Below are 25,071 nucleotides of genomic sequence, written 5' to 3'. Positions count from 1 at the left end.
GCCCAGCGGGACGCGGAACGGGCAGCGAACTACACCGCACCGGCACGCGGCTATTACACTGTGTGATTATGAATACCCAGAGCGATTCCACCTCGTACCGCTATACCCCGGAGCTGGCGAACCAGATCGAGAAGACCTGGCAGCAGTACTGGAAAGACAATGGCACTTTCAACGCCCCGAACCCGGTAGGCGAGCTCGCCACCGATGCGGGCGAGCTGCCTAAGGAAAAGCTCAATGTGCAGGATATGTTCCCCTATCCCTCCGGTGCGGGCCTGCACGTGGGACACCCGCTGGGTTATATCGCTACCGATACCTATGCTCGCTATAACCGCATGCTGGGCAAGAACGTGCTGCACACTTTGGGCTACGATGCCTTCGGCCTGCCGGCCGAGCAGTATGCCATCCAGACCGGTACGCACCCACGGACCACCACCGAGGCGAATATTGAAAACATGCGCCGCCAGTTGGGCATGTTGGGACTCGGCCACGATCCGCGCCGCTCCGTAGAATCTACGGATCCGGAGTTTTTCAAGTGGACGCAGTGGATTTTCCTGCAGATTTATAACTCCTGGTTCGATGAGGAGCAGCAAAAGGCTCGCCCCATTGCGGAGCTCATCAAAGAACTAGAAGCCAATAAGCGCACCACTAAGGACGGCCGCTATTACGAGGACCTCACCGAAGAGGAAAAGGCCGCAGCAATTGATGAATTCCGCCTAGTTTACCTGTCTAATTCCACGGTGAACTGGTGCCCAGGCTTGGGTACCGTGCTGGCAAACGAGGAGGTCACCGCACAGGGCAAGTCCGAGCGCGGCAACTTCCCCGTATTTCGCAAGAACTTGTCCCAGTGGATGATGCGCATTACCGCCTATTCCGATCGCCTGCTCGATGATCTAGAGCTTTTAGATTGGCCGGAGAAGGTCAAGTCCATGCAGCGCAATTGGATCGGCCGTTCCCGCGGCGCAGAGGTTTCCTTCCCCGCCGAGGGCTACGAGATCGAGGTCTTTACCACCCGCCCCGATACCCTCTTCGGCGCCGAGTACGTGGTCCTGGCCCCAGAGCATGAGCTTGTCGATGCCCTCCTCTCCCCCATCCCTTATGACGATGACGTAGATGAGCGTTGGACCTATGGCCACGATGATCCGAAGGAGGCCGTGGAGTCCTACCGCACCGATATTGCCGCCAAGTCTGATCTAGAGCGGCAGGAAAACAAAGAAAAGACCGGCGTCTTCCTTGGCACCTATGCCACCAACCCGGTCTCTGGCAAGAAGGTCCCGATCTTTATCGCGGACTACGTGCTGACCGGCTACGGCACCGGCGCCATCATGGCAGTTCCAGCGCACGATACCCGTGACTACGAGTTTGCTAAGGCCTTCGGCCTGCCCATTACGGAGGTTGTTTCTGGCGGCAACGTGGACGAAGAAGCCTGGACCGAGGACGGTGCCCTGGTTAATTCTGCCAATGACAAGGGCCTAGATCTCAACGGCCTGAATAAGGCCGAGGCTATTGCCAAGGCCATTGAATGGCTGGAAAAGGACGGCTCTGGCCGGGAAAAGGTGCAGTATAAGCTGCGGGATTGGCTCTTCGCCCGCCAGCGCTACTGGGGCGAGCCCTTCCCCATCGTCTATGACAAGGATGGCTTTGCCCACGCTCTGCCAGAATCCATGCTGCCAGTGGAGCTTCCAGAGGTAGAAGATTATAAGCCGGTTTCTTTTGATCCAGAGGATAAGGATTCCGAACCACAACCCCCGCTAGCTAAGGTGCGCGACTGGGTCGAGGTAGAACTTGATTTGGGTGACGGCCCGCAGACCTACTTCCGCGATACCAACGTAATGCCGCAGTGGGCAGGTTCTTCCTGGTACCAACTGCGCTACATCGATCCCCGCAACGATGAGGCATTCTGCGATATCGAAAACGAGCGTTATTGGACGGGCCCGCGACCGGACCAGCATGGTCCACAGGATCCGGGCGGTGTCGACCTTTATGTCGGCGGTGTCGAGCACGCCGTATTGCACCTGCTTTACTCCCGCTTCTGGCATAAGGTGCTCTTTGACCTGGGATTTGTCAGCTCTCAAGAGCCCTACCGTCGCCTGTACAACCAGGGGTATATCCAGGCCTATGCCTACACCGATTCCCGCGGCGTGTACGTGCCAGCTGCTGAGGTAGAAGAAAAGGACGGCAAGTTCTACTACAACGGAGAAGAGGTCAATCAGGAATACGGCAAGATGGGCAAGTCCCTGAAGAATGCTGTAGCTCCGGACGATATCTGCCGCGACTTTGGTGCCGATACCCTGCGTGTGTATGAAATGTCCATGGGTCCGTTGGACACCTCCCGCCCGTGGGCTACCAAGGACGTCGTCGGCTCCCAGCGCTTCCTGCAGCGCCTGTGGCGCCTTGCCGTCAATGAGGACACCGGAGAGCTGGCCACTACCGACGCCAATTTGAGCGAGGATGATCTCAAGCAGCTGCACCGCACCATCGCGGGCGTGCGCGATGATTATGAGAACCTGCGGCTTAATACCGTGGTGGCCAAGCTCATCGAGTACGTCAACTACTTGACCAAAACCTATCGCACCGAGGCACCGCGCGCCGCCGTGGAACCAATCGCCCAGTTGGTCTCCCCCATCGCCCCGCATATCGCGGAAGAACTGTGGCAGCGCTTTGGCCACGACGGGACCATTACCTATCAGCCCTTCCCCGCCTTTGAGGAAAAGTACCTGGTAGATGATGAAATCGAGGTGCCCGTACAGATCAACGGCAAGGTAAAGGCCCGCATCAACGTGGCTGCCGATGCCGACCAGGAGGCGGTCTTCGAGGTTGTTCTGGCCGATGCCAAGATCGCCGAACTGACTAGTGGAAAGAACGTAGTGAAGAAGATCTACGTGCCGGGCCGCATGGTCAACCTCGTCGTCAAGTAGTTACTCCTCCCAAAACTCCGTGGCACACAGCGCTATGCCGTGTGCCCGGATTCCCTGGCCGACCTCCAGTTTCTTGTTCACAATGAGCGGCAGGCCGTCGAGGTCGCATACCCAAAACTCCCCCATGCCCAGCTCATTGCTGTGCTTGGCGATGCCCCCGATGGTTCCCGCCACCTCTACCTGCGGGTTGAGCATGCTGGGCTTTAAGTTCCGATAAAAGCGCTCGGTAGCAGGAGAATTCAAAGAAAATTCCTCCGGCTCCCCCACCTCGTACCGCAAGGCCACAACCGCCGGCTGGACCTGTCCCTCTAGCTTTTCCCCTCCGACGGGGTTTCCCGCTGGCAGGGCAAAGGGTGCATCCGCCAGTGCTGCGAACCGTAAATCCCCCGTTTCCACAATGCCGATATAGGGAGTTGCGCGATAAATCGTTCCCAGGGCCTGTTCCCCTCCCCGATACGAAGGAACTGCGGCCCACTCCCCTTCGTACTCCATCGCGGTGACCGCCATGTCGGACGGATCTGCGTGAAAAAGGACTCGATCAAATCTAGGTGCATCCCATATTTCGCGGCTCGTGGGTAGCTCTGCGATGAGCTCTTCAATATCCATTAGATCGAAACCACATGTGCTAAATAGCTTATCCATGCTCGCCATTTTAAACACTTCGGTCGCTTCTCCCGAGACGCCGTTTGTTCCAGCGGACGGATCGCTACTAAGACTTTTTGTTTAACTATTTAATTTTTGCGCCAATAACATAACGGATTAAACATTTGCATAACCCCGCCAATAATGTTCCAAAAGCAAAGTAAATATGATTTTGTCCCTAAAGATGTAGGGTCATTAAATTGTTGACGCGCTATACGCCCGCCGTATTAAAGTAGTAGGAGTTGTTGTATCAACTCCCGATCGCCTAACGGGTTGCTAGATCAACTGCGCTGTTTAAGCTGTTAAATAACGGCAATCGAAGGAGGATAGCCATGCGTGTGGAGCAGAGTGCGGCATGGGGAGATTTTGTCACTATGCAAGAGGTGCTGCATGCGCGACTTTCTGCACAGTTGCAGAGAGACTCTAGTCTAAGCGAGGCGGACTATGCGGTCTTGGCGGTGTTGCATCGCCGCCGCAAAATTCATACCCGTCCGCACGAATTGGGGACGGAACTACGATGGGAAAAATCGCGCCTGCATCGACAGCTGGTGCGCATGGAATCACGAAAATTAGTCTCCAGGCGGGAAGCGCCGGAACTTGGGCCTCGAGCCATTGAAGTCACTGTGACGGAAAAGGGAAGTGTCGCCTTCGATGCGGCAATAGCGCGCCACACCGCCGCAGTTGATGAAATCGTGGTGAGCACCCTTAGTGACGAAGACCTACAAACTTTGGGGGAAATTTCTCGGAAGTTGTTGCGTGGGATTGATGAGCAGGGCGCTGGAGAGTTCGCTTCTGAAGCCTAACAGCGTATGCAAAAGGCACCCGCCATGACGGCGGGTGCCGGGGAATATTAGCTAGGGCGCAGCCTAGGCAATCTTAAGGACGGTGCGTCCGTGGTGGGTGCCCTCTAGAAGGGACTTGGATTCCTCGACCACGTCCGAAAGTGGAATCGTTGTGGTCAGGGACTCAAGAATGGAACGGTCTAGCTTGCGGGCCAAGAGCTGCCAAGCGTTCTGGCGGTAGTGCAGTGGGGCGTCTACGGAATTGACGCCGGCAAGGTGTACGTTGCGCAGAATGAAAGGCAACACGGTGGTGGGAAGATCAGGGCCAGCGGCCATACCGGTGGAGGCGACGGTGCCGCCCCAAACCGTGCGAGCCAATACATTGGCCAAAACGTGGGAGCCGGAGGTATCGACAGCACCGGCATAGGTTGCCTTCTGCAAGGGTTTTCCGGCCTCGGCGAACTCGGCGCGGTCCACAATGGTGTGGGCACCGAGCTCGTGAAGGTACTGGGAATAGTCATCTGGACGGCCGGTCATGGCGTGGACCTCGTACCCGGCATTGGACAGGAGGTTCACGGCGATGGAGCCGACACCGCCAGTTGCGCCGGTGACCAAAACGGGGCCATCGGGAAGCCCGCGCAAAGAGTTGACGCACAGTGCAGCGGTATAGCCCGCGGTGCCGACAGCAGCTGCCTGCTCAGCGGTGAAGTCTGCGGGGAGCGCGACGGTGGACTGGGAGTTAACGCGCTGCTTCGGGGTGTAGCCGCCGTGGCGGAACTCGCCAAGGCCATCACCGAAGGAGGCGACCAAGGTGCCAACCGGTAGGCGCTCTACGCTGGACTCGGAAACGGTGCCGACCACGTCGATGCCCGGGACAAGGGGACTGGTGCGCATGACACCGCGGTCGCCCGCGATTGCCATGGCGTCCTTGTAATTCAGAGAAGAATAAGAAACATCAACGGTAAGGTCACCCTCGCCGAGGAACTCTCCCTCTTCAAAGGAGGTCGTGACGGTTTTATCTTCGTTGCGAGTTACTAGTAGCGTGCTCATGCTCACCATCGTACGTTAAATGTGATGCAGGGATTCGACAGCGAATCTCCCTGGGATTTTTCAGACAGGCTTGTTAACTTGGGCATTATGATGACGACCACTGGATCCACCCGCACTTCGCACCAGGTAAGGGCGCAAGGCGCGCCTGCCAAGCGCACGTTGTGGCGCAGTGCTGGCGTTGCCTGCGTGGTCGTTGTGGCGGCTATTGCCGTAGCTACAGTGGGCAAGCCGTTTATTGATATTCCCGGCGTGCTCGATGCCTCTGCACATGCCCGCCGCAGCTTGGATCTGCAAATGTTCAACGGCTTTAATAACCCTCATCCGTGGTGGGGACCGTGGACCAATACCTTGGGCAATATAGCGCTCTTTTTCCCACTTGGCGCGTGCTTGGTAGTGATGGGGCAACATTCGCGCCACGTCCGCTTTGGCCGTGGCGGAATCATCCTTCTAGCCATGGCGCTCAGCTTGGGCATCGAAACTACCCAATATCTATTCTCACTGGGCTTTAGCGATGTCGACGATGTGGTTTTCAATACCCTTGGAGCGTCCTTGGGCGCGTTCCTAGTTAGCCGCAAGAGCGCAAAGGCGCAGCTGCGCGCCGTCCGCACTATCGGCTGGATGGCGGCTTTGGGCTTGGGTGCCCTCGCCGCCGCGATTGTGGCCGGAGTAATTGTCTAAGTACCCAGGCTGACGCGGTGCCCGAAATTAAACATATCGAGGGAATCTCCCTCTTCGAGGCACTCAAACGTACCGGCGGCGTCGGTGGGAACTATGCCGGTGACCTGTGATACTCCGTAGTCCTGAAGGAGAATAGGGGCCAAGGGCGTTGAGGGCCCCAAGATTACATTGAAGGACTCGCGGGAGAGCTCGAGCAGGCGGGGAGCGGTCTTATTAACAAAGGCGGAGCCGGTAATGAAGACATAATCGCACTCGGGCAGTATGTACTCGGCGGCGGAATCGGGGTAGTCGCCCTCATTGAGCGAACGCTCTAGCATATAAAAATCCGCCGCCTGGTTGAGCGCCTTAGGCGCAAAAGGGAAGTGGCCAATTACGGCGACCTTCTTACCCGCGACGGCTTCGCGGAAGGGATCGAAGATTTGGGGCCAGGGGGCGTCGGCAAGCGCAAAGCCATGTTCATCAGCCACGGAAGGCGTGGCGTAATAGGAATTGAGCGCAGCCATGCCGAAGGACGCCTCTGAGAAATTCCAACTCTTGGCCAGCTGTGCGATGGCACGTAAGGGAACGCCGGAGTACTCAGCGCTCATCTGGGCGGGGCGGGAGGTTGCTGACATGGTCATGGCCACGCCGCAGCTAGGACTTTCGGTGTAAACGCGGGTCCACCGCGGGTTTTGGGCAGCGCGGGAGACCACTATGTCACGGGGAATGGCATCGATGAGGTCATCGTAGAGATCCCAGGCGGACATGAATAAACCAGCTTTTCCTTATTGTTTGGCACTGCTTGTGAGGAGGCAGTGTAGTCGAATAGGTGGGGAGCACCCTATAGCTTTAGTCACATATATTCGCAACGGCTTGCGCAGTCTGTTTAGCAAAGGGGCTTACCCCAGTAATGGTGGCGGAGCCGGGTCCGGTCCAGGTGCCGTAGCCTACGAGGAAGAGACCGTCGACGGTGGGGGAGGTACCATCAAGGAGCCCGCGGATAGGCCGGAGGGCAGGCCGGAAGCCGGTACACCAGATGAGGTGGTCTGTGTTGACCTCATCGAGGGATGAAAACATTGGAGTGGCCTGCAAGAGCCCGGAATCCCGCGCCCGCAAGACAGGTGGGACCATCACGATATCGCCCAGGTTCGAATCCGCGCCGGGGTCTGGTTCGCCGCGCAGCATTGCGTTGAGGCGGGCGCGATTGCGCTGAAACAGGACTCGACCATCAACATCATCGGGCATCCACCGCGGGGAGCTGCGGGTGTACCAGGTTGTCTCTACGCCGGAGAGTAGGAGCTCGGCCGCGATTTGGGCACCGGAATTGGCCGCGCCCACGACCGCCACGGTAGATTCGGCAAAGTCCGCGGGGCCTGGATAGAAGGCGGAATGCCATTGCCTTCCGCCAAAGTTGCCGGGGTAGTAGGGGATAAAAGGTGCGGACCACGTGCCCGTTGCCGCTACGACCGTGCGCGAGGTGAGTTTCTCTTCCCCCGCATAAACGTGGAAGTACGCGCCGTCATGGGTCACCTCATCCACTGTGACTGGCCGACGAATGGGCAGTTCATAACGCTGCTCATAGCGTGCAAAATAATCAATAACGTGGCTGGCCGGTGGAAAGCCCTCGTAGTGGGGCATTCCCGGCAGGTTGGAAGAGGCCGCATTGCTAAAAAGCGTCAGGGAGGGCCAGGTATGGCGCCAGGCTGCGCCAGGACCGGATTCTGCATCCAGAAGGACAAAATCTAGGCCCTTCTTGCGCAGGTAATAACCCACCGCGAGGCCTGCCTGGCCGGCACCAATGACTATGCAGTCCAGCATCAAATGAGCTTTCTCTCTCGTGCCACGGTCACCGCGGCGGTGCGGGTTTCCACGCCCAACTTTTGGAAAATATGGATGAGGTGGGTCTTGACCGTGGCCTCGGAAATGAACAGCTGCTTGGCTAGCTCCTTATTAGAGGAACCGCTAGATAACGCCCGCAAGATTTCCAGCTCGCGGGTGGACAGTGATTCTTGCGGTCGGCCTACACGCTGGGCGAGGAGATCCACAACCTCCGGCGCTAGGGTGCGGCGGTGCGCGGCGGTATTGAGCACGGCTTCGTGCAACGCCTGCTCGGGGGAGTCCTTGAGCAGGTAGCCCATCGCGCCGGCTTCCACGGCGGCGAGGATATCGGCCTGCGTGTCATAGGTGGTCAAGATGAGCACGGGCGGGCCGCCGGCGTCTACTACGCGCTTGGTGGCTGCGATGCCATCCACGTCGGGCATCTGGATATCGCAGACTACAGCGTCTACCTGCGGGGCATCTGCAGTAAAAAGCTTATCCACATCCGCGCCGGTGGAGCCCTCCATTACTACCTCGACATCGGAGAAGGTATTGAGGATGGCGCGCAGGCCGGCGCGGACCACTGGGTGATCATCAATCAGCATGACATTAACCATTGCTTCGCTCCTTCAGCGGGATACGGACGGCCAGGGCGGTGCCTTCGCCCGATTCTAGGTTCATAGTGCCGCCCACGCTCTCCACGCGGTCGCGCAGGCCGGTAAGCCCGAAGCCATGATCCTTATTATCCCTGCTAGGGGAGGCGGTTACGCCGCATCCATTATCAACAACGTCTAGGGTGACAGCATCTTCGAAAAGTCCGAGCGTGACCACTGCGCGCGAGGCGTGGGCGTGTTTGATGACGTTATTGAGACCCTCCTGCGCGGCCCGCACAATGACCTTTTTGATCTGGGCAGGCACCTTGCCGCTGCCGGAGACCACCAGTTCAAGGGTGGTATCTTCGCCCAAGGCTTTCACGCGGCTGCGCATCTGGGATAGCAGGGAATTGAGCTGGGTTTCCAGCCGCTCATCGGGGCCGGCGAGCTCCCGGACAAAGCGGCGGGCCTCGGCCAGATTCTCGCTGGCGACTTCCTCGATAATTTCGAGCTGTTCTTCTTTGGTTGCTGGATCAGTGGTGCCGCGGGCCGCACGGGAGAGCAGCAGAATAGAACTAAGACCTTGTGCGACGGTGTCATGAATCTCGCGAGAGAGCCGCTCGCGCTCCTCCAGCCGGCCGGCTTGGTGCTCGCTTGCAGCTAGCTCGGCCTGGGTTTCGCGCAGCTGCCTAGCGATGTCCCTGTGGTGCGCCGCCTCCGCCTGCAGCCGCCGCTGGATGAAAAAGACCGTGGCCGCAAAGGCGGTACCGATAAGCGGTCCTACCACCGCCGCGATGGACCAGCCCTCAGGATGTAGCCAGGCGGGGATGAAAGCGGCAGCCGCCCACAATATGGCGATGGAGACCAGCCCAGGCACGGTGGGCAAGGCGCGCAGAAAGACAAAAATAAGCGGGAACTCCAGCCACATGAAATCCTGCGCATGGACCATCAAGCCCAGCCAGAGGAGGCAAAGTCCACCCAGCCACAGCCACGTGGGCAACCAGCGTTGTGCGGCATACACCACGGCGAGTGCGATGGCTAAGCCAATAACGCGGGCATCGAGCCGGCCGTCCACGTAGGCACGCGCTACGCCGAAGACCAGCAGAAACGCGAACATGGCGTGTAAACCATAGACCCATAATTTCTGTCCTTTAAACACAACCACCCAGGATATCCGCGCAAGGGTGGACAGTGAATCAACCACTTGGTTGACTAGAGGTTCAGCGAGCTGGCCGATTACTTCTGACCTGCATAAAGCGAATATAGAACTATGTTTCTAGCACTCAGAGAAATCACCACGGCGCGCGGCCGCTTCGCGCTCATTGGCGGCACAGTTGCGCTCATCACCCTTTTGCTCGTGATGCTCTCCGGCCTAACGGAGGGCCTTTCCAAGCAAAATACTTCCGCATTGGAGTCCCTGGAAAAGGAATACCCATATATCTCCTTCTCCACCGAGGACCCCTCCTTCAGCGAGTCCGCGATGCACGCCGGCGATATCGCCAGCGACGGTATTCCCCTCGGCGCGGCGCAGACCAAGTTGGAAGGCCACGGAGGCGTCGCCGTCCTCAGCCTGCCGGCCGGCACCCAGGTTCCGGGCACCGATAAGACCATCCCAGAGCAGGGCGTGCTCCTGCCAGATTCCATCGATGCGGCCGATACCGTCACCCTAGGCGGCACCGACCTGCCGGTGGAGGGCACCGTCCCGGAGACCATGTACTCCCACTCTGCGGTGGTATGGGCTTCCACCGAGTCTTGGCAGCAGATTAGCCACGCCCCGAAGGGCGTGGTGGGCACCGCCGCACTGTATAAGCATGAGGTTCCCGGCTCCGTCAAGGTTTCCAAGTCCTTCACCGGTCTGGCGGGCTATCAGTCTGAACGCGGCTCGCTGCTTACCATGCAGGGCTTCTTGTACGGCATCTCCGCGCTAGTCACCGTCGCTTTCTTGACCGTATGGACCATTCAGCGCACCCGCGACCTGTCTATTTTGCGCGCGCTGGGCGCCACCGTGCGCTACCTGCTGCGCGATGCCCTGGCACAAGCCGCCATCATCTTGGCTGCCGGCACCATCCTGGGCGCTGTCGTTGGGTGGGCGCTCGGCGCGCTCGCCTCCGGCACCGTTCCTTTCGATGTCTCTTTGCGCAGCATTGCCGTTCCTGCGGTTGGTATTTGGGTCCTCGGTATGGCCGGCGCCCTCGTCGCTACCCGCCGCGTAGCTAAAGCCAACCCACTCGATGCACTTGGAGGAAACGCTTAACATGTCCACCATTCTTGATATTCGCAATGCCACCGTGACCTACCAGGACGGCGAGACAACCACTACCGCGCTTGCCGACGCCTCCCTCAAGGCCGAATCCAATACCCTGACCGCCATCGTGGGCGAGTCTGGCTCCGGCAAGTCCACCCTGTTATCCGTAGCTGCTGGCTTAATCACCCCGGATTCCGGGTCCGTGCAGGTAGATGGCACCCGGTCCATCATCTTTCAGCAGGCCAACTTGCTGTCCTCGCTCAATGTGCGCGACCAACTATTGATTATGGATCACATCGCTGGCCGCAAGCTGCGCCCACAGCGTGCCGATGAGCTATTGGACTTTGTGGGCTTGGCAGGTATGGGAAACCGCCGCATGGGCCAGATGTCTGGCGGCCAGCGCCAGCGCGTCAATATCGCCCGTGCGCTCATGGAGCAGCCAGACCTGCTCTTGGCGGATGAGCCTACCTCCGCGCTCGATTCTCACCTTTCCCAGGAGATCATCCGCCTTTTGCGCGATGTCACCCAGGAGATGAAGACCGCCACCGTGCTGGTGACCCATGACCGCTCCCTGCTGACCTTCGCTGACCGCGTGGTCGAGGTCAAAGACGGCCACGTTTCTGAGCAGGAGAAGGTTTCCGCGCTCAGCTAGCGCCGCATCACTAGCAACCGTGCGATTGCTTGGGGCACCGCCGCGGCAATCTGGGAGGCGGAGCAAATCCCGAAGCCGTCTGGGGTGTGGGCGGCAATAGCGGCAGCGTGTTGGTGTATGGCTGCGGCGTGCAAAATCTCCGCAATGATCCCCTTCGCATCTACCTCAGCAAAATTCAGCTGGGCTAGCGTGGCACCGAGGATGCCAGAAAGCACGTCACCGGATCCGGCGGTAGCTGCATAGGAGTGCCCCGCGTTCATGCCATAAATTTCCTGACCGGGGGCCGTGACCGTGGTGATCCGTCCTTTGTGCAGGATAAAGCAGTCGAGCGCTAAGGCAAGCTCCTGTAGGCGTACGCCTAAACCCTCCGAAAGATCGAGTGCGCGGCCAAGCGTAGCCGTATAGAGCCGCTCAAATTCCCCGGCATGCGGGGTAAGAACCGCGCAAGGATGATCGTGTACAAGTTTGCGCAGGTCCTCATTGCTAGCCAGCACCGTGAGCGCGTCTGCGTCGATAACTGTAGGCAGCTTGCGTGCCAGCACAGCCCGTAATTCCGCTGCCGCTTCCGGCCCGGTGCCTCGCCCTGGGCCTACCACCCAGGCTTGAGCATGGACCTTTTCTTCGGCGCTTGCATGGGGCACTACCTCCGGCAGGCTTGCGACCACAGAGTCATTTCCTACGAAGCGGACCATGGAGGGGGTGGCCCGCACCGCGCCCGTGGCGGCGAGCATGCCCGCGCCGGGAAAGGTAGTGCTGCCAGCGCATACCGCGGTAACCCCACCGGTGTACTTGGTGCTTTTTGCCCCCGGCGTCGGATCCAGAATTGGCCCCGTGCAGCCCACCGGCTTTGGAGCGGTAACCAGGCCTTGGTCACCCGTGAGTACCGGCTCGGTTGGCCACTGATAGGGCAAGGGGATGGTGGGTTCATTGGCGATATGGCCCACCGGTTCTGCGGTGGCAGACAGCTCTTCTGCAAAAGAGCGCGGCGCGCCTGGCAAGAGGAGATCGCAGAGCACCACCGCGCCGCATTCTGGGGCACAGACGTGTCCGGCGTGGGCCCAGCCAAAGCTAATGGTCACGTCCGCTTCCACCGCATCGGTCGCAGCCACACCGGTATCGGCGTTAATCCCGGAGGGAATATCCACCGCGAGTACTGGAACTCCACGTTTTTTGGCTTCGGCATAGGCGCTGAGCGGGGCACCGGAAAGGCCGCGGGTGGAGGAGAGGCCGGCGACGGCGTCGATAAGCAGATCGGCATCCCCCAGACTGTGCACAATGGTCCCGCCGGCTGCGGTAAACGCCTGCAGTGCGGGTTCGTGGGCGCTATTCGCCGCGAGGATGGCCTCGACTGAATAACCTTCCTCCGCCAGGAAAGCGCCAGCGTAGAGGCCATCGCCGCCATTGCCGCCTGGGCCGACGAGGATACTCACTCGCCGCTCAGGGCCGAGCATGGCTGCGGCAGTGGCTGCTACGCCGCGCGCGGCCAAGCGCATGAGCTCATCGTCGTAGTTTTGTTGCGCTAGAAGGGAATGCTCCGCCGCACGGACGGCAGCAACGCTATAGGCATATCGCATGCCCGCCAGGATAGGCCTTTAAGGAGCCGGCTGGCAGGTCGGACACCAGAATAGGTTGCGTCCCTCCATGACCTTTTCCGTCACTGGGGTGCCGCACACATAGCAGGGCAAACCGGCGCGGCGGTAGACGTATACCTCCCCGCCATGGTCGTCTTTACGTGGTTCGCGCCCCATGGCTTCGGGAGAATGCTCGGGCCGTACCGTATCGATGCGGCCGTGTTCCACCCCGTACTCCATCAGATCCACTAGGTCGGTCCACGTGGCGTCAAAGGTTTCACGGGAAACGTCGCGGCCAGGCAGGAAAGGGGAGAGGCCATGGCGAAAGAGGGTTTCTGCACGGTAGATATTGCCCACGCCGGCATAGAGATGCTGGTCCATCATGAGCGAGCCAATGCTGCGCCGCGATTTGTGCACCTTGGCCCATAAGGCCTCCACATCGGCGTCTGGGCGCAGCGGATCCTGGCCTACCTTGGCCAGTTGTGCGCGGTACTCCTCTTCTGTAAGCAAGCGGCAAAACTGGGGTCCGCGCAGGTTGGCGGCCTCGGTGCCATTATCAATGCGCACCCGAATCTGTCCGCCGGTCTCCTCGCGGGGCTCGAAGCGCAGCTTGCCGATGAGCCCTAAGTGAATATAGAGGATATGGCGCGGATCCGGAGCGGTGAGGTGTACAAAAAGATGCTTACCGTAGGTCTCGGCCAGCTCGATGCGCTCGCCATCGAGAATCTCTGCCTCCGCCGCGAAGCGCCCCTGCGGGCTGGTCACGCGCAGCGGCATGCCGCGATAATCCGCGTTGAATTTATTGGCTAGGCGGTGGATGACGTGACCTTCAGGCATAGAAGCCAGTCTAATCGGGAAGAATTTTCGGCCAAACCTGCCGCTAACCAGCCCACTTATTTGGGAGGTGACAATAGCGTAAACTCGAAATGCGGAATGATTTAACTCAGGGGAAGGCTTTCAAATCATGACGCACAAAATCGGCTTTGACCGCGAGAAATATATCGAGCTGCAGTCAAAGCACATTCACGCCCGCCGCGAGGAAATCGGCGGCAAACTCTATTTGGAGATGGGCGGCAAACTTTTTGACGATATGCACGCCTCCCGCGTGCTGCCCGGCTTCACCCCGGACAATAAAATCGCGATGCTGGAGCGCATCAAAGAGGACGTAGAAATCCTCATTTGCATCAATGCCAAGGACATCTCCCGCCAGAAGGTGCGCGCCGACCTAGGCATCCTCTACGAAGATGACCTGCTGCGCCTTGTAGATGTATTCCGCAGCCGCGGATTCTTGGTGGAAAACATCGTCATGACCCAGCTGGAGGAGGGAAACTCCCAAGCCGAGGCCTTCATCGAAAAGGCAGAGCGCCTTGGCCTCAAGGTGGCCCGACACCGCGTTATCCCTGGGTACCCCACCAATACGGACCTAATCGTGTCCGAAGAGGGTTTTGGCCGCAATGAGTTTGCGGAAACCTCCCGCGATCTTGTCGTTGTCACCGCGCCGGGCCCTGGCTCCGGCAAGCTGGCCACTGCGCTCTCGCAGGTTTACCACGAGCACCAGCGCGGCAATAATGCTGGCTACGCTAAGTTTGAAACTTTCCCTATCTGGAATCTCCCCCTTGAACACCCCGTGAACTTGGCCTATGAGGCCGCCACGGTGGACCTCAACGATTCCAATATTATTGACCACTTCCACTTATCCGCCCACGGTGAATCCACCGTGAACTATAACCGTGATGTGGAAGCATTCCCGCTGCTGCGCACCTTGTTGGAAAAGCTCACCGGCACCACCCCGTATGAGTCTCCCACGGACATGGGCGTGAACATGGCTGGGTTCTGCATTACTGATGACGCCGTGTGCCGCGCCGCCGCCCAGCAAGAAATCATCCGCCGCTACTTTAAGGCTCAGGTGGAAGAGGCCCGCGCTGGCTTGGGGACCGAACAATCTGAGCGTGCCGCGGTCATCATGGCCAAGGCCGGCATCAAGGTCGAAGATCGCCCCGTGGTGGCGCCCGCGCGCCAACGTGCGGAAGAAACCGGCGAGCCTGCCTCTGCTATGCAGCTGCACGACGGCACCATGATCACCGGCCGTACCGCGCCTCTGCTGGGCTGCTCGGCCGCGATGCTGCTCAACGCCCTGAAGCACCTGGCCGGCATCGATGACGATATCCATCTGCTTTCGCCCGAATCCATCGAGCCGATTCAAACGCTTAAGACCAAGCACCTGGGTTCCAAGAATCCACGCCTGCATACCGACGAGGTGCTCATCGCCCTATCCGTGTCTGCCGCCAAGGATGATAATGCCCGAAAGGCACTAGAGCAGATCAAGGAGCTTGCCGGGTGCGATGTTCACACCACCACCATCCTGGGTTCGGTGGACGAGGGAATCTTCCGCAATTTGGGCGTGCTCGTGACCTCTGATCCCGTCTTTGCTCGCAAGAAAGCGCTGTACCAGAAGCGCTAGGTTCTGAGTAGAGGGTCGGCCCTTTCAGCCCGTGCTGGAGGGGCCGCAGTCTTATAAAGAACAACTACAAGATTGGGGATCTACCCAGCTGCGGGCCTAAGATTGGGGCGTGACTATTGGCAAAGTTCTCCTGTATTACTGCTTTACCCCCATCGAAGATCCCACCGCAATCATGCTGTGGCAACGCACCCTGTGCGAGTCCCTGGGGCTCAAGGGGCGCATCCTTATCAGCGAGCATGGCATCAACGGCACCGTTGGCGGCGATATGGAAGCCTGCAAGCGCTACGTTCGCCAGACCAAGGAATACCCAGGCTTTAAGCGCATGCAGTTCAAGTGGTCCGAGGGCGGAGCGGATGACTTCCCACGCCTTTCGGTCAAGGTGCGCGATGAAATCGTGGCCTTTGGCGCGCCGGGCGAGCTGAAGGTGGATGAAAATGGTGTCGTCGGTGGCGGCGTGCACCTAAAGCCAGAAGAGGTTAATAAGCTGGTAGAAGAACGTGGCGAGGAAGTCGTCTTCTTTGATGGGCGCAACGCCATGGAGGCAGAGATTGGCAAGTTTAAAAATGCCGTCGTGCCCGATGTGAAAACCACGCATGACTTCATCGAGGAAATCGAGTCCGGCAAGTATGACTGGATGAAGGATAAGCCGGTGGTGTCTTACTGCACCGGCGGTATTCGCTGCGAAATCCTGTCTTCGTTGATGAAGAATCGTGGTTTCAAAGAGGTCTACCAGATCGATGGCGGCATCGTGCGCTATGGCGAAAAGTACGGCAATGATGGCCTGTGGGAAGGCTCAATGTATGTCTTTGATAAGCGCATGCATCACGAGTTTGGCCAAGGGCTCCAAGACCCAGGCTTTATCCAGCTGGGCCATTGCGTGCACTGTGGCAAAGGCACGAATACCTTCCACAATTGCATCAATGAAGATACCTGTCGCCAGCAGGTGCTCATCTGTGATGACTGCATCCAACATGTAGAAACGCAGCACTGCGGCCGGCCAGATTGCGCCGAGGTGGCAGCGCAGCTAGCCAAGCAGGAGAGCTAGTCGCGCGCCGTTTCCTTGTGGAAGGAGTCCCACCACCACTGTTGCCACGTGGCGGTGTGCGGGTTGCAGGGCGGATAGACGATGCCGGTAGGTGTGTATAGTTCGGTCACCGGGCTGATGCCGTGCAGCGAGTTGAGGAACCACAGGGGGCATTCGGTGGCGAGCTCCAGGGTGAGCGGGCGTGTTTCGGTCCGTCTGCCTAGGGCCGCGGCGCGCTGGGTGACCTGGTGCAGCGTGATGCTGGGCAGCGCCGTCCCGGTGGAGAGAATAAGCGTCTCCTCCTCCCAGGCGACGAGCGCGCCGGTGGTGGTCTCCACCATGGCACCGGAGGAATCCACAATGACGGTGTCATCGGCACCGTCGTCCTGGTATTCGGCGCGGTAGCGTGCCAGTGCCGGGAAATCGGGGCCCTTGACCAAAGGCTGCGAGCGCGGGTCGGGTGCCTGCGCATAGGTTAGCCGGGTGACTGGGCGTGCAGGGGGTGCGGGGCGAATATCGAGGCGCAGTTGTCCTGCGGCTAGCGAGATGCGGGGAAAAAGATCGCCGGGGGCGAAGCGCTGTAGCATCGCAGGCACGAACCCAGCGGGAAGCGGCCCCGCCACCGACTCGAAGCGCCGGAGGTGAAGGCGAAGGGCGCTTGAGTGGGCGTCGCCAAGCATCCGCCAAGAATCCGCAACGTCAAAGGGACCGGGATGGGGTTGGCTGGGAATAAAGCCGCCCTCGTGCCAGAGATAGGTACTCACTGCCATGCCCCTAATACGGACTGCGCCTTAAGGTTGCGCTCTTCTAGCTCGGCGGCCGGATCCGAATCCAAAACGATGGCCCCGCCGGACCCGATAGTGACCTCACCGCTCGCGCGTACGGCCGTGCGGATGACCACGCTGAGATCGGCTTGCCCATCGAAGCCCAAGTAGCCCACCACGCCGGAGTAGACCCCGCGCGGGCCGGTCTCGAGCTGATCGATGATTTCGCAGGTGCGCAGCTTTGGCGCGCCCGTCATCGAGCCGGGAGGAAAGGTGGCGCGGAGGGCATCGACCGCAGTGGCATTGGCGCGCAGCGCTCCGGTAATGGTGGACACCAATTGATGAACCGTGGCATAGCTTTCTACCTGCATCAACTTCGGTACGCGCACGCTGCCGGGCTCGCATACCCGGGAAAGGTCATTGCGCAGCAGGTCGACGATCATGAGGTTTTCGGCGCGCGTCTTCGGGTCCGTGGTCAGCAACGTCGGATCCTGGTCGGCGGAGATAGTGCCCTTAATCGGCTTGGCCTCCACCTCACGGCCGCGCACGGTGAGGAAGCGCTCAGGCGAGGTGCTGCAGACTTCCACGCCATCGAAGACGAGGTGCGCGGCATAGGGAGCGGGATTGTGTGAGCGCAGTTGGGAATAAAGCTCCCCCTCGGCCCCGGCCGAGTAGGTATCGGTCAGGCAGACTTCGTAGCTCTCCCCGGCGTGCAGGAACTCCTGAGCGCGCTTAATCCGCTCCAGGTAGCCGGGGCTGCGCCAGGCGCCTGCGCTTAGCGACGCCCCGCTGCCCTCCCCAGTCTCCTGTGGTTCATCCGCACTCAAGGCGGCTTCTAATCGGTCCAGCAGTTGCTCGGCGCCGTCGCCAGCCAGGCAGCACAGATGCGCTGTTTCTTCCCGGTGGTCATAGACCATAAAAGACTGCGGCCGCACAAAATAAGCATCTGGGTAAGGGGAGCGGTGGCTTGACTCAATGGGCAGGGTGAGCTGGGCGCACTCATAGCCTAGGTAGCCGATGAGCCCGCCGGTGAAAGGAAGTTCTGGGGCGTTGGCGACGCGGGTAGCGAGCTCGCGGTCCAAGAGGGCAAGGATATCGGGGGCGTCACCAAGCCGATAGCGGAAAGAACGACTCAACGTGCCGGCAGTATCTCCGAGGATGGAGTAGCGCCCGCGCGGATCCGCGGAGTCGAGGAAGAAGGCATCTTTTCCTTCGGCGCGCAGGGTAGCAAAGACCCGCGGGCAGTCCACCGCGCCGGGCACCTCGCGGTGGATCAGGCGGAACCCACCCAGGAAGTTGCGCATAATATCCCGGCCGTGCTGGGTAAGCACCGACTCCGGGTGGAATTGCACGCCCCAGTGAGGCAAACCATCGACCTTGAGCGCTTGAATGACGCCATCCTCGCTACGGGCATGAACGGTGATACCGGGGACCTCGTCAATCTGCAAGGAGTGGTAGCGCACTACCTCGAAATTTTGCGGGATTCCGGCAAAGATGCCCTCGCCCGAGTGGCTAATAGTGGAGACAAAACCGTGGCGCGGTTGTGGCGCACGAGAAACCTGAGCGCCGGCCAACAGGCCCAGCCCTTGGTGGCCGAGGCATACGCCCAGCACCGGAATCTCGGCCGCTGCTGCGGCGGTGTTGATGGCTCGGGCAGCACCGAAGTCCTCCTCCCGCTCAGGCGTGCCCGGACCAGGAGAAATCACCACATGAGAAAATTCGCCGGCACGGACGCGCTCGGCCAGACCTTCCGCCTCGCCGGCAGCAATAACGAGTGGGTGACGGCCGTCTACCTCTGCAATGAGGTGAGCCAGGTTGAAGGTATAAGAATCGTAATTATCAAGCAGGAGGATCATCGGGAGGGGGGGAAGTTTTCTAGGCGGCAGCCGAGTCCATGAGAAATAGCTGGATATCGGTAATGGTCCAGAGCATGAAATTGCAGGCCATCACCCAGAAAATGGCCATCCAACTCCGCCAGCGCAGATAGCGGTGTAGCTTGCGCACCATGATGATGGCGCAGCCAATCATGCCGAAGAAGGGAATGATCGGGGTGGTCAGGCTAAAGAAGGTGCGCTGCCCATCGGTGCAGAGCCACGTAGCGGTGCCATCTTCGCATAAAGGACCGCCCAAAAGCCTAGCGGCGAGCGCGACCGCGAAGCCATAGAGCGCGGAGATGACAAGGACTGCGAGCATGTACCAGACGGCTTGCCGGGTAGAGCGGCGGTTAGCAGCGGCAATCTCTAAAGGATCCGGCTCATCGGCCAGCTCATCGAAACTCTGCGGTTCTGGGCGGCGCAGATTGGCATAGTCAGCATCGGATGTCAGATCGTTTTCGGGATGCTCTGGTCGCTGGCTCATACCCCAATCCTAACCGCAGGCTGGGTGGACCAAGATGGGCACCCGAATATGCGGCAGCAGCTCCGTGGCAGTAGAACCCAAGAAAACGCGGGCGATGGGGCCTTGCGGGGTGGAGGCCATAAGCATGAGATCGCCCTTTTTCCACTTGAGCGAATCCACTGCGCCGCTCCAGCCGGCACCGGAACCAATTTCAGAGGTGACATCCAGCTCTGGGAATTTCTCCTGGATGCAATCGCGGGCGCGATCCAGCATGGCAAGGGAATCCTCGAGCCACTCCGCCGCCAGCTCGAGCGCCATATCGTGCTTATCCTTCGACGGGGTACTGAGCAAGCCCTTTGCCGAGAAAGCCAGCAGGCGCAGCGGCAGGTTCCAGCGATTGGCAAGCTCGGCTGCGGCGAGCATCTCATGATCTTCGCGCGGGCTGCGTTCAGTAATGGCAAAGTTAAAGCGGGTGACGCCGTGCTTGGACAGCTTTACCTTGCGAGGCACCAAGCCCAACGGTTGAGGAGAATAATGTAGCAAGGTATCGGCCGTAGAGCCGGCGAAGAAACGCCCCTTGGGCGCGGCCTGGTTGGGCCCCAAAATGATGAGGTCTGCCTCGAACTTCTTGGCCATTTCTGTCAGCAGATGGGGGCGCGAAGGGCCGTCGACCAATAGGGAGGGTTTCTCATCCCAGCAGCTACGCGGCACGCCGGCCTCATCGAGGGCGGCACGGGTAGCGGCGGCACAGGCCTCCTTTTGTCCTTTAAACCATTTTTTATATTTTCCGCCCAGTTTGCTGAGGGAAGTAGTAGTCCACGGCTGGAATACGGTAGAGATGACGCGTACCTGGATATCAGCGGTACGGGAAAGCCACGCGGCACACTCGAGTGCCTCGGTGCCGGAGGAAGAGGGGCTCCAAGAAATAAGGATGCGAAGTGGCTTTTCGGCCGAGCCCTTGCTCAGGGCTGGGAGATGCCCATCGGAAATATCAGTTGCCATACTGTACGAACTAGTGAGAGATTACGGTTTTCGCTTCTCTCAATTATCACGTTAAGCCCCAGAAAAATGAAATCACTGCGGGCAAAACTAGTGCTGTTCGCCGTTCATTGTGGGGCGATAGACATCAGCCAGCTTGGAGATGACGGTGGCAACCTCGTTCGCGGTATCCAAATCTTCAGGCTCTAGCCACCGCATGATCTCTGCCAAGGCCGAGGCGCGCTGCTGTGAAACGATGGCGAGTTCAGATTCGCCCAGTTGCGTCAGCGCTACCAGGACACCGCGGCGGTCTTCCTCATCGCGGTGGCGTTCCACGTAGCCGCGGCGCTCTAGCTGATAGAGCGCATTAGAGGCGGTGGGCATGCGGATAAGCTCTGCCTGCGCGATGGTGGATACGCGTGATGGGCCCCGCATACGCAGCTGGTTCATGATGGATACCTGGGAGGTGGTCAAAGAAGAGCCCTCTGCCGTGCGCTGGAAAATAAGGATGAGCTTATTGAGCGCCGGTTGGATGGAACGCGCGACCTCGACAGCATCCTCGTATGTAGACGGGGATTGAGCGGGGCCCTTCTCCTCATGTTGCTGCGTCATAGAAAACGATTGTATAGCTCGTTTTCTCTGCGCGGTAGTTTGGAAGTCAAAAAGTTAGCTTCCGGCAATAAAATCTTCCAGCTCGGCGCGTGCCACGTCATCGGCCTTTTGCACCGGCGGGGACTTCATCAGGTAGGACGAGGCAGGCAGTACTGGGCCGGCAACCCCGCGGTCGAGGGCAATCTTGGCGGCGCGCACGGCATCAATGATGATGCCGGCAGAGTTAGGTGAGTCCCAGACCTCCAGCTTGTACTCCAAGTTCAGCGGGACTTCGCCGAAGGCAGATCCTTCCAAACGGACATAGGCCCATTTGCGGTCATCGAGCCATTCCACATAATCCGAAGGGCCGATGTGAACATTGCGGTCCTCGCGCTTGCCGGCGATAGGCGAGTTGTGCAGGTTAGAGGTGACGGCCTGCGTTTTGGAAATCTTCTTTGATTCGAGGCGCTCGCGTTCGAGCATATTCTTAAAGTCCATATTGCCGCCCACATTGAGCTGCATGGTGCGCTCCAAGCGCACGCCGCGGTCCTCGAAGAGTTTTGCCATGACGCGGTGCGTAATGGTGGCACCTACCTGGGATTTAATATCATCGCCCACAATGGGCAGCCCGGCGTCTTCAAACTTCTTCGCCCATTCTGGATCAGAGGCAATAAAGACCGGCAGGGCATTGACGAAGGCGCAACCGGCATCGATGGCCGCTTGCGCGTAGAACTTATCCGCATCTTCGGAGCCCACCGGCAGGTAGGAAACTACGACGTCGGCGCCGGATTCGCGAAGGACAGCGGGGACGTCGGCAAGCGGGGCTTCTGATTCCGCAATGGACTCTTGGTAGTAACGGCCCAAGCCATCCAGGGTAGGCCCGCGCTGCACGGTAACGCCCAGGTTCGGGACGTCGGTAATAGAAATGGTGCAATTGCGGGAGCTGCGCGTGGCCTCCGCAAGGTCCTTGCCCACTTTGTCCGCATCCACGTCGATAGCGGCAACAAATTCCACGTCGCCGACGTGATACGGGCCAAACTGGGTGTGCATCAAACCGGGAATATCTGCATCGGCAGCGGCGTTGCGATAAAACTCCACGCCTTCAATGAGGGACGTGGCGCAATTGCCGACGCCCACGATGGCGACCTTTACCTTCTCGGACAAGGTTTACTCCTTTTATATCCATGAATTGTGGTTGTCAGTGACTGCGTAAGACTAAGCCGAAAATTATGCCCTGCGGTGGCATAACACCATGTGGATCGATCAAGAAGAGGTAATTAGGATGATCCGGGTGAATTCCGTTGCCTATAAGCATGTGCTCTCCCACGAGTGGGAACGCGCCCACCATCTGCGCGAATTTCGCGCCGGGCAGCTCACACGGGAAGAGGTATGCGATGCCGATTTTCTGCTGCGCGCCGCAGCTGAGCACCACGGGCGCACCATGGATAAAGAATGCCCAGTGTGCGGCGAGCCTTTGCGGCTTACCCGCTGGGTCTATGGAGAGAACCTCGGCCGGCGTGCTGGGAGCGCCCGTAGTGATAAAGAAATAGCGGAATTTGTAGCCGAGGGCTTGGAGTTTACGGTGCACGAGGTGGAGGTATGTCGCCAGTGCCGGTGGAACCACTTGTTGCGTTCTGCTACTGCTTTTAACGCGTGTTAGTTTCCGGCGCACCGCCTTAGGCAGTAAGCTGCAATTATTTAGTTTGTGATCAGGGATGAATGAGGACACGAATCAGTGACCGAGAAGGAATCTACCGGCAAGTCCACTAAGGTGGCTCGCCCCAGCAAAAAGCAGGCGAAAAAGAAACGCCGCATCTGGCCGTGGGTCGTTTTGGCGTGCCTACTGGTCTTTGTGGCATTGCCCGCAGGACTTTTTGCCTATGCGTACTCGCAATACACCGTTCCGGAGCCCAAGGACCTGGCCAATAACCAAGTCTCCACCATTTACGCGGGCGATAACCAGACCCAGCTCGCCCGTTTGGTGCCGCCGGAAGGCAACCGTACCCACGTAAACCTGGATGAGATCCCGGACTATGTGCAGGACTCCGTGCTTGCCGCGGAGGACCGCGATTTCTGGGATAACTCCGGCTTCTCCTTCACCGGCCTCGGCCGCGCCGTGGTGGGTAAGGTAACCGGCAACGCTGATGCTGGTGGCGGTTCCACCATTACCCAGCAGTATGTGAAGAACACGCTGGTGGGTAATGAGTACTCCTATGTGCGCAAGATTCGCGAGCTTATCTACTCGGTGAAAATGACCAATGAGTGGGAAAAGAAGGATATTCTCAACGCCTACCTCAACACCGTGTACTTCGGACGCAATGCCTACGGCATTCAGGCCGCATCCAACGCCTACTTTAATAAGGACGCCAAGGACCTCACCCCGGAGGAAGGCGCCATGCTCGCCGGCCTCATCCAGTCCCCGTCCGGACTCGACCCCCGCGTGAACCAAGAGGGCTCCGAGGACCGCTGGAACTACGTCCTAGATGGCCTCGTGGGCATGGGTGACCTCACCCAAGAACAGCGCGATGGGATGACTTTCCCGGAGACCCGCGACCCAACCGAGTACTCGGCTTATACCGAGGCCCCGGGCGCCAACGGTCACATCAAGGATCAGGTCATCCGTGAGCTGGAAGAGGTAGGCATCACCGAAAACGAGGTGTCCACCGGTGGTCTGCGCATTACCACCACCATTGATATGAACGTGCAGAACAACACCATCCAGGCAGTCGATGAGCAGATGGCTCCCCTGCAGGAAGATGCACGTGCGGCTTCCGTCACCATCGACCCAAAGACCGGTGCGGTCCGCGGGTACTTCGGTGGCCACGATTCCAATGGTTGGGATTACGCCAACTCCCCGCTGCAGACCGGTTCGACTTTCAAGATCATGGCCCTAGCAGCTGCCCTGCAGCAGGGAATTAGCCTGGATACTAATTACTCTTCTGCTCCTTATCAGCTGCCGGGATCCGATGTGGTTACCAACGTGGGCGGTGGCTGCGGCGTATGCAACCTGCGCGAGGCTACCAAGCAGTCCCTGAATACCTCCTTCCTGCGCCTGCAGGCGGACCTGAAAAACGGTACGCAGGACACCGCGGATATGGCGCATGCCCTGGGTGTGGCTAAGTCCCTGCCGGGCATTGAGAAGACGCTGACGGAAAAGGGCAAGCAGCCATTCGAGGGCATCGTCCTGGGTCAGTACCAGTCCCGCCCGCTCGATATGGCTACCGCGATGTCCACCCTGGCTAACCAGGGTGTGTGGCATAATCCCCACTTTGTGCAGCGCGTAGAAAACGCCGCCGGCGAAGTGCTGTACGAGCACCCTGAAGATGAAGGCGAGCGCCGCGTATCGTCCAATGTGGCCAATAACGTCCTCGAGGCCATGGAGCCGGTAGCCGCGTGGTCCAATGGCGCCCTTGCGGGCGGCCGCGCTTCTGCCTCTAAGACCGGTACGACCCAGATGGGCGATACCGGAAATAACAAGGATGCCTGGATGGTTGGTGCCACCCCGCAGCTGGCCACTGCCGTGTGGGTAGGTACCGCAGATAACACCTCCGCCATTTTCGATCAGTACGGTGGCATCATGTACGGCGCGGGCGCGCCGACCAAGATTTGGAAGGCCGTGCTGGATAACTCCCTGGCCAACTCCGAATTCCAAAACTTCCCGGCCGCCTATCCACTGGGATTCGGCAATATGGGCGCCGGAACGGCCGCCCCGGCCTATGACCCGAGCTGGGATAGCGGCGCTGGCGATACGCAAAACTACGAGGCTCCAGAGCAGCAGGCTGCGCCGGAAGAAGAGACCAAGCCGGTCCAGCCACAAGAGAAGCCGGAGAGCCCGAAGCCAGCGCCAAGTCCACAGCGTGGCAACCGTGGCAACAATGGCAACAATGGCAACAATGGCAACAACAACCAAGCACCGGCCCAGCAAGAGGCTCCGTCCTTAGATGACCTCATTGGTCCGAATAGCGACCTGGCAGACCTTCTAGGGTAGGCG

Annotated in this window: 23 protein-coding genes; 9 read left to right on the top strand and 14 right to left on the bottom strand. The window is 59.4% G+C overall.

Going from position 1 to position 25,071, the window contains the following annotated elements; translation table 11 throughout:
• Positions 1 to 68 precede the first annotated feature (68 nt).
• Positions 69 to 2,915, top strand: a complete 2,847-nt coding sequence (leuS, locus tag RAE07_RS07115; protein ID WP_317001632.1) for a leucine--tRNA ligase — start codon at positions 69 to 71, stop codon at positions 2,913 to 2,915.
• On the opposite strand, the gene RAE07_RS07110 is transcribed toward leuS, so the two are convergent.
• The gene (locus RAE07_RS07110) at positions 2,916 to 3,557 is read right to left on the bottom strand and encodes a hypothetical protein (protein WP_317001631.1); all 642 of its coding nucleotides are present in this window, start codon (positions 3,555 to 3,557) and stop codon (positions 2,916 to 2,918) included.
• A 332-nt stretch (positions 3,558 to 3,889) separates the two neighbouring features.
• Here RAE07_RS07110 and RAE07_RS07105 point away from each other — a divergent pair, with 332 nt between their 5' ends.
• On the top strand, positions 3,890 to 4,360 hold the full coding sequence (locus RAE07_RS07105) for a MarR family winged helix-turn-helix transcriptional regulator (protein WP_317001630.1): 471 nt from the start codon (positions 3,890 to 3,892) through the stop codon (positions 4,358 to 4,360).
• A 63-nt stretch (positions 4,361 to 4,423) separates the two neighbouring features.
• Here RAE07_RS07105 and RAE07_RS07100 read toward each other — a convergent pair whose 3' ends face one another.
• A complete protein-coding gene (locus tag RAE07_RS07100; protein ID WP_317001629.1) occupies positions 4,424 to 5,398 on the bottom strand; it encodes an MDR family oxidoreductase in 975 nt (324 codons plus the stop codon).
• Positions 5,399 to 5,476: 78 nt separating this feature from the next.
• On the opposite strand from RAE07_RS07100, the gene RAE07_RS07095 reads away from it, so the two are divergent.
• Positions 5,477 to 6,067: a VanZ family protein gene (locus RAE07_RS07095; protein WP_317001628.1), complete on the top strand. Its 591-nt coding sequence runs from the start codon at positions 5,477 to 5,479 to the stop codon at positions 6,065 to 6,067.
• Here the strand turns inward: RAE07_RS07095 and RAE07_RS07090 are convergent.
• The 4 genes from RAE07_RS07090 to RAE07_RS07075 form a co-directional block, all read right to left on the bottom strand.
• On the bottom strand, positions 6,064 to 6,813 hold the full coding sequence (locus tag RAE07_RS07090) for a Rossmann-like domain-containing protein (protein ID WP_317001627.1): 750 nt from the start codon (positions 6,811 to 6,813) through the stop codon (positions 6,064 to 6,066). The two genes, RAE07_RS07095 and RAE07_RS07090, sit on opposite strands and share 4 nt — an antisense overlap.
• 82 nt (positions 6,814 to 6,895) lie before the next feature.
• Positions 6,896 to 7,864: an NAD(P)-binding domain-containing protein gene (locus RAE07_RS07085; protein WP_317001626.1), complete on the bottom strand. Its 969-nt coding sequence runs from the start codon at positions 7,862 to 7,864 to the stop codon at positions 6,896 to 6,898.
• Positions 7,864 to 8,481 (bottom strand): response regulator, encoded by a 618-nt coding sequence (locus RAE07_RS07080; RefSeq protein WP_023020153.1) that lies wholly within the window; start codon positions 8,479 to 8,481, stop codon positions 7,864 to 7,866. The genes RAE07_RS07085 and RAE07_RS07080 overlap by 1 nt, the downstream gene beginning before the upstream one ends.
• On the bottom strand, positions 8,474 to 9,574 hold the full coding sequence (locus RAE07_RS07075) for a sensor histidine kinase (protein WP_317001625.1): 1,101 nt from the start codon (positions 9,572 to 9,574) through the stop codon (positions 8,474 to 8,476). Before RAE07_RS07075 ends, RAE07_RS07080 begins: the two co-directional genes overlap by 8 nt.
• A gap of 153 nt (positions 9,575 to 9,727) precedes the next feature.
• Here RAE07_RS07075 and RAE07_RS07070 point away from each other — a divergent pair, with 153 nt between their 5' ends.
• Together RAE07_RS07070 and RAE07_RS07065 are read left to right on the top strand one after the other, a co-directional pair.
• On the top strand, positions 9,728 to 10,711 hold the full coding sequence (locus tag RAE07_RS07070) for an ABC transporter permease (RefSeq protein ID WP_317001624.1): 984 nt from the start codon (positions 9,728 to 9,730) through the stop codon (positions 10,709 to 10,711).
• 1 nt (position 10,712) lies between these two features.
• A complete protein-coding gene (locus tag RAE07_RS07065; protein WP_317001623.1) occupies positions 10,713 to 11,354 on the top strand; it encodes an ABC transporter ATP-binding protein in 642 nt (213 codons plus the stop codon).
• Here the strand turns inward: RAE07_RS07065 and RAE07_RS07060 are convergent.
• Together RAE07_RS07060 and RAE07_RS07055 are read right to left on the bottom strand one after the other, a co-directional pair.
• Entirely contained in the window at positions 11,351 to 12,928 is a 1,578-nt protein-coding gene (locus RAE07_RS07060; protein WP_317001622.1) for a bifunctional ADP-dependent NAD(P)H-hydrate dehydratase/NAD(P)H-hydrate epimerase, read from the bottom strand. The genes RAE07_RS07065 and RAE07_RS07060 overlap by 4 nt on opposite strands.
• A gap of 18 nt (positions 12,929 to 12,946) precedes the next feature.
• On the bottom strand, positions 12,947 to 13,762 hold the full coding sequence (locus RAE07_RS07055) for an Fpg/Nei family DNA glycosylase (protein ID WP_023020148.1): 816 nt from the start codon (positions 13,760 to 13,762) through the stop codon (positions 12,947 to 12,949).
• Between the two features lie 127 nt (positions 13,763 to 13,889).
• Here RAE07_RS07055 and RAE07_RS07050 point away from each other — a divergent pair, with 127 nt between their 5' ends.
• Positions 13,890 to 15,386, top strand: a complete 1,497-nt coding sequence (locus tag RAE07_RS07050) for a DUF1846 domain-containing protein (protein WP_023020147.1) — start codon at positions 13,890 to 13,892, stop codon at positions 15,384 to 15,386.
• 109 nt (positions 15,387 to 15,495) lie between these two features.
• Positions 15,496 to 16,431 carry an oxygen-dependent tRNA uridine(34) hydroxylase TrhO gene (gene trhO, locus RAE07_RS07045; RefSeq protein ID WP_005326978.1) on the top strand — a complete coding sequence of 312 codons (936 nt, stop codon included), beginning with the start codon at positions 15,496 to 15,498 and terminating at the stop codon, positions 16,429 to 16,431.
• Here trhO and RAE07_RS07040 read toward each other — a convergent pair.
• From RAE07_RS07040 to RAE07_RS07015, 6 genes are all read right to left on the bottom strand, one after another.
• Positions 16,428 to 17,180, bottom strand: coding sequence for an aminotransferase class IV (locus RAE07_RS07040; protein WP_234288149.1), 753 nt, complete (start codon positions 17,178 to 17,180; stop codon positions 16,428 to 16,430). The two genes, trhO and RAE07_RS07040, sit on opposite strands and share 4 nt — an antisense overlap.
• The gene (locus RAE07_RS07035; RefSeq protein ID WP_317001621.1) at positions 17,171 to 19,030 is read right to left on the bottom strand and encodes a chorismate-binding protein; all 1,860 of its coding nucleotides are present in this window, start codon (positions 19,028 to 19,030) and stop codon (positions 17,171 to 17,173) included. The genes RAE07_RS07040 and RAE07_RS07035 overlap by 10 nt, the downstream gene beginning before the upstream one ends.
• 19 nt (positions 19,031 to 19,049) lie before the next feature.
• Positions 19,050 to 19,532, bottom strand: coding sequence for a hypothetical protein (locus RAE07_RS07030; protein ID WP_023020142.1), 483 nt, complete (start codon positions 19,530 to 19,532; stop codon positions 19,050 to 19,052).
• Between the two features lie 9 nt (positions 19,533 to 19,541).
• Positions 19,542 to 20,513 carry a universal stress protein gene (locus RAE07_RS07025; RefSeq protein ID WP_317001620.1) on the bottom strand — a complete coding sequence of 324 codons (972 nt, stop codon included), beginning with the start codon at positions 20,511 to 20,513 and terminating at the stop codon, positions 19,542 to 19,544.
• An 87-nt stretch (positions 20,514 to 20,600) separates the two neighbouring features.
• Positions 20,601 to 21,101, bottom strand: a complete 501-nt coding sequence (locus tag RAE07_RS07020) for a MarR family winged helix-turn-helix transcriptional regulator (protein WP_086588346.1) — start codon at positions 21,099 to 21,101, stop codon at positions 20,601 to 20,603.
• Between the two features lie 54 nt (positions 21,102 to 21,155).
• Positions 21,156 to 22,244, bottom strand: coding sequence for an inositol-3-phosphate synthase (locus RAE07_RS07015; protein ID WP_317001619.1), 1,089 nt, complete (start codon positions 22,242 to 22,244; stop codon positions 21,156 to 21,158).
• Between the two features lie 118 nt (positions 22,245 to 22,362).
• Here RAE07_RS07015 and RAE07_RS07010 point away from each other — a divergent pair, with 118 nt between their 5' ends.
• Entirely contained in the window at positions 22,363 to 22,740 is a 378-nt protein-coding gene (locus RAE07_RS07010) for a DUF5318 family protein (protein WP_034655603.1), read from the top strand.
• Positions 22,741 to 22,815: 75 nt separating this feature from the next.
• Positions 22,816 to 25,068 carry a transglycosylase domain-containing protein gene (locus RAE07_RS07005; protein WP_317001618.1) on the top strand — a complete coding sequence of 751 codons (2,253 nt, stop codon included), beginning with the start codon at positions 22,816 to 22,818 and terminating at the stop codon, positions 25,066 to 25,068.
• Positions 25,069 to 25,071 lie beyond the last annotated feature (3 nt).

Source organism: Corynebacterium nasorum, assembly GCF_032821635.1.
GTDB classification, from domain to species: domain Bacteria; phylum Actinomycetota; class Actinomycetes; order Mycobacteriales; family Mycobacteriaceae; genus Corynebacterium; species Corynebacterium kefirresidentii.
The sequence above is the reverse complement of the archived record's forward strand: the minus strand, read 5'-3'. Positions and strand labels throughout refer to the sequence as shown.